The organism is Delftia sp. ZNC0008, assembly GCF_000799035.1.
Taxonomy (GTDB): Bacteria; Pseudomonadota; Gammaproteobacteria; order Burkholderiales; family Burkholderiaceae_C; genus Comamonas; species Comamonas tsuruhatensis.
Map to the genome: position 1 here is coordinate 1 of NZ_JTKZ01000483.1, position 10215 is coordinate 10215.

Below are 10215 nucleotides of genomic sequence, written 5' to 3' on the forward strand. Positions count from 1 at the left end.
TGGTTCGCGGCTTCTTGCCGCCGAACAGGCTGGCGTCGGTGTTGCCGTCAGAACAGCCGTTGCCGAACGAGAAGCCGCAGCCGCCGCGCAAATCGAACGCGCTTTCGGCGTATTCGCGGTGGGCCGAGGGGATGACGAAGCGGTCCTCGTAGTTGGCGATCGCCATGGTCTGGTACATGTCCTCGACCTCGTGCACCGTCAGTCCCGCGTACTGGAGCACGGCCAGGTTCTGTTCCTGGTCCACGTGCTTGCTGCGCTGGTACGCGCGCATGGCCAGCATGCGCTCCAGCGCGCGCACCACGGGCGTGGTGTCGCCGGCGGTGAGCAGGTTGGCCAGGTACTGCACGGGGATGCGCAGCTGCGAGACATCGGGCAGGTCGCCATTGATGGGGCTGCGGCCGACACTGTCGAGATGCCCGGCGTTCGCCGCCGAGGTGATGGGCGACAGCGGCGGCACATACCAGACCATGGGCAGGGTGCGGTACTCGGGGTGCAGCGGCAGGGCCACCTTCCAGTCCACGGCCATCTTGTAGACGGGGCTGGACTGGGCGGCCTCGATCCAGGCGTCGGGGATGCCGTCGATGCGGGCCTGGCGGATGACCTCGGGGTCATTGGGGTCCAGGAAGATGTCCAGCTGCGCCTGGTAGAGGTCGCGGTCGCGCTCCACGCTGGCCGCTTCCTCGATGCGGTCGGCGTCGTACAGCAGCACGCCCAGGTAGCGGATGCGGCCCACGCAGGTTTCGGAGCAGACGGTGGGCTGGCCGGCCTCGATGCGCGGGTAGCAGAAGATGCATTTTTCGGCCTTGCCGCTTTGCCAGTTGTAGTAGATCTTCTTGTAGGGGCAGCCCGAGACGCACATGCGCCAGCCGCGGCACTTGTCCTGGTCGATGAGGACGATGCCGTCCTCCTCGCGCTTGTAGATCGAGCCCGAGGGGCAGGACGCCACGCAGGCCGGGTTCAGGCAGTGCTCGCACAGGCGCGGCAGGTACATCATGAAGGTGTTCTCGAACTGGCCGTAGATGTCCTTCTGGATCTGCTCGAAGTTCACGTCATGGCTGCGCTTGCTGAATTCGCCGCCCAGGATTTCCTCCCAGTTCGGACCCCATTCGATCTTCTCCATGCGCTGGCCCGAGATCAGGCTGCGTGCGCGCGCCGTGGGCGCGGCCTTGCTTTCCCTGGCCGACTGCAGGTGCTCGTAGTCGTAGGTGAAGGGTTCGTAGTAGTCGTCGATCTGGGGCAGGTTGGGGTTGGCGAAGATGCGCATCAACAGGCTCCACTTGCCGCCCTGGCGGGGCGCGATGGAGCCGTCCGTGCGGCGCATCCAGCCGCCGTTCCACTTGGCCTGGTTTTCCCACTCGCGCGGGTAGCCGATGCCGGGCTTGGTCTCGACGTTGTTGAACCAGGCGTATTCGACGCCGGGGCGGCTGGTCCAGACGTTCTTGCAGGTGACGGAGCAGGTGTGGCAGCCGATGCACTTGTCCAGGTTCAGCACCATGCCGATCTGTGCGCGGATTTTCATCGTGTTTCTCCTTGTTGTTCAGGCATGGGCGGCCGCGCCGGCCTCGGCTTCGTCATCCAGCCAGTCGATGCGGCGCATCTTTCGGACCAGGACGAACTCGTCGCGGTTGGTGCCGATGGTTCCGTAGTAGTTGAAGCCGTAGCTGTACTGCGCGTAGCCGCCGATCATGTGGGTGGGCTTGAGCACGATGCGCGTGACCGAGTTGTGGATGCCGCCGCGCGTGCCGGTGATCTCCGAGCCCGGCGTGTTGATGGTCTTCTCCTGCGCGTGGTACATCATCACCATGCCCGGCTTGACGCGCTGGCTGACCACGGCCCGCGCCGCGATGGCGCCGTTGGCGTTGTACAGCTCCACCCAGTCGTTGTCGGCGATGCCGGCGCTCTTGGCGTCGTCCTCGCTGAGCCAGACGATGGGGCCGCCACGCGCCAGCGTGAGCATCATCAGGTTGTCGCCGTAGGTGGAGTGGATGCCCCACTTCTGGTGCGGCGTGATGAAGTTCAGCGCGATCTCGGGGTGGCCGTTGGGCTTTTGGCCCTGCACTTCCTGCAGCGCCTTCATGTGCACGGGCGGGCGGTAGCTGACGAAGCCTTCGCCGAAGTCGCGCATCCACGGATGGTCCTGGTAGAACTGCTGGCGGCCGGTGAGGGTGCGCCATGGGATCAGCTCATGCACGTTGGTATAGCAGGCGTTGTAGCTGACCTTCTCGCTTTCCAGGCCCGACCAGGTGGGCGAGCTGATGATCTTGCGCGGCTGGGCCTGGATGTCGCGAAAGCGGATCTTCTCGTCCTCGCGGTGCAGGGCCAGGTGGGCGTGCTCGCGCCCCGTCTGCTTCGACAGCGCCTCCCAGGCCTTGACGGCCACGTGGCCGTTGGTCTCGGGCGCCAGCATCATCACCACCTCGGTGGCGTCGATGTCGGTGACGATGCGCGGGCGGCCCTGGCTCACGCCTTCCTCGCGCACCAGGCCGTTGAGCTCGCCCAGCTGCTCCACCTCGGTCTCGGTGTTCCAGGCTATGCCCTTGCCGCCGTTGCCCAGCCTGTCCATCAGCGGGCCCAGGGCCGTGAAGCGCTTGTAGAGGTTGGGATAGTCGCGCTCGACCACGGCAATCTGCGGCGCGGTCTTGCCGGGGATCAGGGCGCACTCGCCCTTCTTCCAGTCGCGCACGCCATCGGGCTGGGCCAGCTCGGCGGGGGTGTCGTGCATCAGCGGCGTGAGCACCACGTCCTTTTCCACGCCCAGGTGGCCCACGCAGACCTCGCTGAAGGACTTGGCGAAGCCCTTGTAGATCTCCCAGTCGCTCCTGGCCTGCCAGGCCGGGTCCACGGCCGCCGACAGCGGATGTATGAAGGGGTGCATGTCGCTGGTGTTGAGGTCGTTCTTCTCATACCAGGTGGCCGTGGGCAGGACGATGTCCGAGTACAGGCAGGTGGTGCTCATGCGGAAGTCCAGCGTGACCAGCAGGTCCAGCTTGCCCTCGGGTGCCTTGTCGTGCCAGCGCACCTCCTGCGGCTTGGCTTCATCGTGGCCGAGGTCCTTGCCCTGCACGCCGTGCGTGGTGCCCAGCAGGTGCTTGAGGAAGTACTCGTGGCCCTTGCCCGAGCTGCCCAGGATGTTGGAGCGCCACACGAACATGTTGCGCGGCCAGTTGGCCGGGTGGTCGGGGTCCTCGCAGCTCATGGACAGCGAGCCGTCCTGCAGGGACTGCACCACGTGGTCCTTCACGTCCAGGCCCTGGGCCTGGGCGTCGCGCACCAGCTGCAGCGGGTTGGCCTGCAGCTGCGGCGCGCTGGGCAGCCAGCCCATGCGCTCGGCGCGCACGTTGTAGTCGATCATGGCGCCGCCGTACTGGCTGCGGTCGGCCAGCGGGGACAGCACCTCCTCCACGCCCAGCTTCTCGTAGCGCCACTGGTCGGTGTGGGCGTAGAAGAAGCTGGTGGAGTTCATCTGGCGCGGCGGGCGCAGCCAGTCCAGCGCAAAGGCCAGCGCAGTCCAGCCGGTCTGCGGGCGCAGCTTTTCCTGGCCCACGTAGTGCGCCCAGCCGCCGCCGCTCTGGCCTATGCAGCCGCACAGCATCAGCATGTTGATGATGCCGCGGTAGTTCATGTCGCAGTGGTACCAGTGGTTCATGGCCGCGCCGATGATGACCATGGACTTGCCGCGCGTCTTCTCGGCGTTGTCGGCGAACTGGCGCGCAATGGCGATCACCTGGTCACGCGGCACGCCGGTGATCTTTTCCTGCCAGGCCGGGGTGTAGGGCGCATCGGCGTCATAGCCGCCATCAGCGCCCTCGGTGGCCTCACCCTCCAGGCCACGGTGGATGCCGTAGTTGCCCGCCAGCAGGTCGAACACGGTGGCCACGATGGCCTCCTCGCCGTCCAGCACCATGCGCGAGACGGGCACGCGGCGCAGCAGCACGTCCGTGCCCTGCTCGTTGGCGTCGAACCCCGGCGACTGCAGGCCGCCGAAGTAGGGGAAGGCCACGTCGGCCACTTCACTGTCCACGCCCTGGCCGTCCAGCACCGAGAGCTTGAGCTGCACGTCGTTGCCCGTGCGCGCCTCCTTGGATTCGAGGTTCCACAGGCCCTCGTCGGCACGGCCGGCCTCGCCCCAGCGAAAGCCGATGGAGCCGTTGGGCAGGGCCACGCCGCCGTCCTCGCCGTAGGCCACGGTCTTCCATTCGGGGTTGCTGTCCTGGCCCAGGTCGCCTTCGAAGTCGCTGGCGCGCACATAGCGCTCGGGAACCAGGGCCGTGCGGCCGTCGGGCAGTTGCTGGCGCTTGAGGCGGATCAGCAGCGGCAGGTCGGTGTAGCGGCGCGCATAGTCCTCGAAATAGGCCGGGCGGCCGCGCTCGCCGAAGTAGAACTCCTTGAGGATGACGTGGCCCATGGCCATGGCCACGGCCGCGTCCGTGCCCTGCTTGGGGTGCATCCACAGGTCGGCCAGCTTGGCGACCTCGGAGTAGTCGGGCGTGACGGCCACGACCTTGGCGCCCTTGTAGCGGACCTCGGTGAAGAAGTGGGCGTCGGGGGTGCGCGTCTGGGGCACGTTGGAGCCCCAGGCGATGATGAAGTTGGAGTTGTACCAGTCGGCGCTCTCTGGCACGTCGGTCTGCTCGCCCCATGTCTGGGGGCTGGCCGGCGGCAGGTCGCAGTACCAGTCGTAGAAGCTCATGCACACGCCGCCGATCAGGCTCAGGTAGCGGCTGCCTGCGGCATACGAGATCATGGACATGGCCGGAATCGGCGAGAAGCCGATGATGCGGTCCGGCCCGTGCTTCTTGATGGTGTAGACGTTGGCCGCCGCGATCATGCGGTTGACCTCGTCCCAGCTGCTGCGCACGAAGCCGCCCAGGCCGCGCTGCTTTTGCCACTCGCTGCGCGCATCCTCGTTCTCGACGATGGCGGCCCAGGCATCGACCGGGCTCCTGGCCACGGCCAGGGCAGCGCGCCAGTGCTTGAGCAGCCGGCCGCGCACCATGGGGTATTTGACGCGGTTGGCGCTGTACAGGTACCAGCTGTAGCTGGCGCCGCGCGCGCAGCCGCGCGGCTCGTGGTTGGGCAGGTCGGCGCGCGTGCGCGGGTAGTCGGTCTGCTGGGTCTCCCAGGTCACGATGCCGCCCTTGACGTAGATCTTCCACGAGCACGAGCCCGTGCAGTTCACGCCGTGCGTGGAGCGCACCACCTTGTCATGCGCCCAGCGGTCGCGGTAGGCGTCTTCCCAGGTGCGGTCCTCGCCCGTCACCTGGCCATGGCCGTTGGAGAATTCCTGCCGGGGCAGGGAGAAGTAGGAAAGCTTGTCCAGAAAATGGCTCATCGCGGGACTCCTTGTTGTTCGTTGCGGTGCGTTGCTGTTAGGTGCGGTAGTGCCTTAGGCGCGCAGCTCAGCAGGGCATCTCGGCGTTCCTGCGCGCGTAGTACCACCAGGTCACGCCCACGCACAGCACATAGAAGGCGGCAAACACCCACAGCGCCAGCTCGGGCCCGCCCGTGGCGGCGATGGAGCTGCCGTAGCTCTTGGGGATGAAGAAGCCGCCGTAGGCTCCCAGCGCGCCCGCAAAGCCCAGGGCGGCCGCGCCTTCGGTGTTGCCTTCCTTGAGGGCATGGGCCTGGGCTTCCTCGCTGGGATGGGCGCCGAGCTCGCGCTGCTTGAGCGCCAGGAAAATCGCCGGGATCATGCTGAAGGTCGATCCGTTGCCGATGCCCGTGGTCAGGAACAGCACCAGGAACATCAGGAAGAAGCCCATGAAGCTGCCCTCGGCAGGGCCGAAGCCCAGCGCGTAGCCGCCGCTGCCCTTGGGCAGGAAATACAGCACGCCCACCACGGCCACGGCCATGACCAGGAAGTTCCAGAACGTCACGCGCGCGCCGCCCGCCTTGTCGGCCAGCCAGCCGCCAAAGGGCCGCGACAGCGCGCCCAGCAGCGGGCCCAGCCAGGCATAGGCCAGCGGATTGACGGCCGGGAACTGGCTCTTGATCAGCAGCGGAAAGCCGGCGGCAAAGCCGATGAACGATCCGAAGGTGCCCAGGTACAGCAGGCACATCACCCAGTTGTGCTTGCGCCGGAAGATGGCGGCCTGGGCCGCGAAGCTGGCCTTGGCGTCGGCGATGTCGTTCATGCCGGACCAGGCGGCCAGCGAGGCGATGGCGATCCACGGCACCCAGATGAAGGCCGCGTTCTGCGCCCAGATCTTCGTGGCCTCGCCGGCCTTGGTGATGGTTTGCGCATCGCCGCCGAAGACACCGAAGATGCCGGCCGTGATCACCAGCGGGCTCAGGAACTGCACCACCGACACGCCCAGATTGCCCAGGCCCGCGTTCACGCCCAGCGCCGAGCCCTTGCGTTCCTTGGGAAAGAAGAAGCTGATGTTGGCCATGCTGGAGCTGAAATTGCCCCCGCCCAGGCCGCACAGCAGGGCCAGGATCAGCATGGTCGGATAGTCGGTCGCCGGGTCCTGCACCGCGTAGCCGATGCCGATGGCCGGGATCAGCAGCGAGGCCGTGGACAGCGCCGTCCAGCGGCGCCCGCCCATCAGCGGCACCATGAAGGAATAGAAGATGCGCAGCGTGGCGCCCGACAGCGCGGGCGCCGCCGCCAGCCAGAACAGCTGGTTGGTGGAGTAGGTGAAGCCCAGCGCGGGCAGGTTCACGGCCACCACGCTCCAGACCTGCCAGATGGCAAAGGCCAGGAACAGGGCGGGCACCGAGATCCAGAGGTTGATCCTGGCGATGGCCTCGCCCTCGCGCTCCCAGAACTGCCTGTCCTCGGGGCGCCAGAGGGTCAGCACGCTGCCGGGGCGGCTGCGGCGGGGCGCGTTGGTTGGGGTGTTCGCATGCATGTGCAACTCCTGCGGTTCAGCGCGCGGCCGGCTGCACATCGCTGCGGCCGCCGTGGCTGTTGAGCACGTCGGTGCGGCGCACCTCGGTGAAATACATCCAGATCAGCGACACCCAGACCACGCCGTACAGCAGCATGAAGGCGCTGGAGCGTATGCCCGTCCAGTCCAGCAGCACGCCGAACAGGATGGGCAGGATGAAGCCGCCCATGCCGCCGGCCAGGCCCACGATGCCGCTGATGGCGCCGATGTTTGCGGGGTAGTCGTCGCTGATGTACTTGAAGACGCTGGCCTTGCCGAAGGCCATGGCAATGCCCAGCAAGAACATCAGCGCGGTGAAGGCATGGACGTTCAGGCCCAGGTGCAGCGTTGTGCTGCCGTCCACCGTGGAGATGGTGAAATCCGTCTGCGGATAGGACAGCAGGAACAGGCAGATCCAGCACACCCACAGCACCCACCAGGTCACGCTGTGCGCGCCGTACCTGTCCGACAGCCAGCCGCCGATGGCGCGCAACACGCCGCCCGGCAGCGAAAAGCAGGCCGCCAGCAGGGCCGCCACGCGGATGTCCAGGCCGTACTCGCCCACGTAGTACTGCACCATCCACAGGCTCAGCGCCACATAGCCGCCGAAGACGATGCTGTAGTACTGGCAGTACTTGAGCACGCGCGGGTCCTTGAGCGCCTTCAACTGATCGCTGAAGCGCACATTGCTGGGCACCCGATGGGCCGGGTCGCTGTGGCTGAACAGCCAGAACAGCACCAGTGCGCCCAGCATGATGGCCGCGTAGGCATGCGGCACGGCGGCCCAGCCGAAGGCCACCAGGATCACCGGCGCCACGAACTTGTTGACCGCCGCACCCGAGTTGCCCGCGCCGTAGATGCCCATGGCCATGCCCTGGCGCTCCTTGGGAAACCAGCGCGCCACATAGGGCGTGCCCACCGAGAACGAGCCGCCCGACAGGCCCACGAACAGGCCGATGGTCAGGAAGTGCCAGTACTCGGTGGCATAGCCCATCATCCAGATCGCGGGCACGGTGACGGCCATCAGCACCGCCATCACGATGCGCCCGCCGTAGCGGTCGGTCCAGATACCCAACGGCACGCGCACCAGCGAGCCCGTGAGCACGGGCATGGCCGTGAGCAGGCCGAACTGCGTGGCGTTCAGATCCAGCATCTTCTTGATGGGGATGCCGATGATGCCGAACATCATCCAGACCATGAAGCAGACGGTGAAGGCCAGGGTGCTGACGGCCAGGACCGACCAGGCCTGGCGGTCGCGGCGTGTGCTTGTTCCCGGACTTTTTCGGGGATGGCCCTGTGCGGCGGGCGCTTGGTTTGCCATTTTGTTTTCCTCGTGGGGGCTATGGTTCCCATGGTCCCGCGCGAGGGCCGCGCCGCACATCCGCCAGCCGTACGCTCGGACAATGCGGAAGAACTAGGCGCGCGCAGGCAGGCCTAGTTCCAAAGAACTATGGCCGTTGCAATTCCACGGGAATGCACCCCGGCTACGCAGAGGGTCTGCCCACCCTTCGGATAGGCTTGCCGCATGCGACGCTTTCTCACCTTCAGGTTCTGGCGCTGGCCCCTGGCAGTGGCCCTGGCTTTGCCGTTGCTTGGCGTGCTGGTGCTGTGGGTGGCCAACCGGCATGACGACGAGCTGCTGCCCGAGGCCGCCGAGGCCCGGCGCTTCGTACCGCCTGACGCACAGGCCATGCGGCGCAACAGTTACTTCCTCCTGCTGGGGCTGGGTGCGCCTGCTGGCGAAGACCCGCAGCAGGCCGGAGAACAGGTCTTCATGCGTGATCTGGAGCGCTATCACCACCGCTTCGAGCACGACCAGGAATGGGCAGACCACGTGCAGGCAGCCTTCCAGACGGACGACCGCAAAAAACTGCGCTGTCCCGCTGCCGCGAACTGCATGGAACACTACGACGCAAGGCGCACGGCCATCGAAGAGGCTCTACGACGCCATTCGGAGACCCTCTCACGCTACCGGGCCTTGGGGGAGTCACCTGCATATGAAGAGGTTCCGGTGCCCTACGCGGGCTTTCAAATGCCCCGCTACGACGACCTGTTCTTCGCTTCCGAACTGGTGGGCATGCAAGCGGCGCTGCTGCTTCAATCGAATCAACCGCGTGAAGCGCTCGAATGCATGCGGCGCAACACCCAACTGCACCAGCGTCTGCTGGAGGGATCCCGCACCCTGATCGGCGCCATGGTCGTGCTGGCAGCAGCCTACAGGCATCAGCGGCTGCTCAGCGAGATGGCCCGTGCTTTTCCCGCGCTGGTAGCCCGCGACCACGACGCCTGGGAAACCGCGCTGGGCTCCTGGCCGCTGTCGCTGGCCCCTGCTGCTGAAGGAGAGATACGCTGGAGCATGGCCCTGGGTGCAGGCATGGTGGAGGCGTCGCCCTCCCTCATTCCTGCCTTCCGTGGCACATGGTCCGAGTTCATCGAGGAGTGGCTGAGCAATGCACTGGTGCGGCTGGCCTATCTGCCCCATCAGAGAGCCAATCTGGTTTGGCAACGCTGGGAGGACATGTCAGTCCTCGCACGCCTGCCCGCCCATGCGCTTGATGCAGCCATCGCGCAGCCGCAGCAACGCGTCTCGGACCTGGAGGGCCGGTGGACCTACTGGCCGCGCAATCTGATGGGCAGGAGCATGCTGGGTCTCGCGCAAGACATTGCGCTGCCCGCCAGACGGAAATACTTCCAGCGCACCCACGATATCGAAGGCCACCGACGTCTGGTGCGCCTGCAGTTGCAGGCCTATCGCCAGGGCATCACCTCGGCCGACATGGCCCATTGGCTGGAGCAGAGCCCTCAGGCATTGCGCTCGCCCTACACCCCGCAGCAGCCCATGCTGTGGGACAAGGAGCAGCAATCCCTGGTGTTCCAAGGCCGTGAACCACAGCCGCAAAACGCAGAGCCAAACAATGTCTACAGGGCGCGGCTGTTCTGAGTGCGCCGAGCGTTCCTCTTGGAACGGCAGCTTGCACGGGCTCAGGCCCATACGGAGCACCTCAAGCATGCACTCATCCCGTTGCAGACCAACCCAATCCACCGAAAGCCTCTTCTTACGAACGACGCCCGAAGACTGATTTCGGGCTGCGTCCGTAGAACCGCGTGAACGCGGCACTGAAGTTCGACGGATGGGCATAGCCCACCTGCCAGCCGGCCTGGGCGACCTGGCAGCCGGTCTCCAGCAGCGCCCAGGCGCGGCGCATGCGCAGCTCCAGCAGCAGGGCCTGGGGCGTGGTGCCGAAGACGGCGCGAAAGCCCTGCTTGAGCCGGTGCTCGCCCAGGCCCACGGCGGCGCTCAGGTAGGTCAGGGTCAGCGCGCGGTCCATCTGGGTGGACAGCA

At 66.5% G+C, this 10215-nt stretch carries 6 protein-coding genes; 1 reads left to right on the forward strand and 5 read right to left on the reverse strand.

Annotated elements, in window-relative coordinates; all coding sequences use genetic code 11:
- The 4 genes from narH to L995_RS16315 all read right to left on the reverse strand — a co-directional run.
- Positions 1-1519: nitrate reductase subunit beta (gene narH, locus L995_RS16300; RefSeq protein WP_047472642.1), on the reverse strand; the 1519-nt coding region annotated here is incomplete at its 3' end.
- An 18-nt stretch (positions 1520-1537) separates the two neighbouring features.
- Positions 1538-5332: a nitrate reductase subunit alpha gene (locus tag L995_RS16305; protein ID WP_047472643.1), complete on the reverse strand. Its 3795-nt coding sequence runs from the start codon at positions 5330-5332 to the stop codon at positions 1538-1540.
- Between the two features lie 67 nt (positions 5333-5399).
- Positions 5400-6854: an MFS transporter gene (locus L995_RS16310; protein WP_047472647.1), complete on the reverse strand. Its 1455-nt coding sequence runs from the start codon at positions 6852-6854 to the stop codon at positions 5400-5402.
- A gap of 16 nt (positions 6855-6870) precedes the next feature.
- Positions 6871-8193 (reverse strand): MFS transporter, encoded by a 1323-nt coding sequence (locus L995_RS16315; RefSeq protein WP_047472644.1) that lies wholly within the window; start codon positions 8191-8193, stop codon positions 6871-6873.
- Between the two features lie 204 nt (positions 8194-8397).
- Here L995_RS16315 and L995_RS16320 point away from each other — a divergent pair, with 204 nt between their 5' ends.
- Entirely contained in the window at positions 8398-9813 is a 1416-nt protein-coding gene (locus L995_RS16320) for a hypothetical protein (protein WP_047472645.1), read from the forward strand.
- A gap of 115 nt (positions 9814-9928) precedes the next feature.
- Here the strand turns inward: L995_RS16320 and L995_RS16325 are convergent.
- A partial coding sequence (locus L995_RS16325) for a helix-turn-helix transcriptional regulator (RefSeq protein WP_156136090.1) occupies positions 9929-10215 on the reverse strand: 287 nt, incomplete at its 5' end.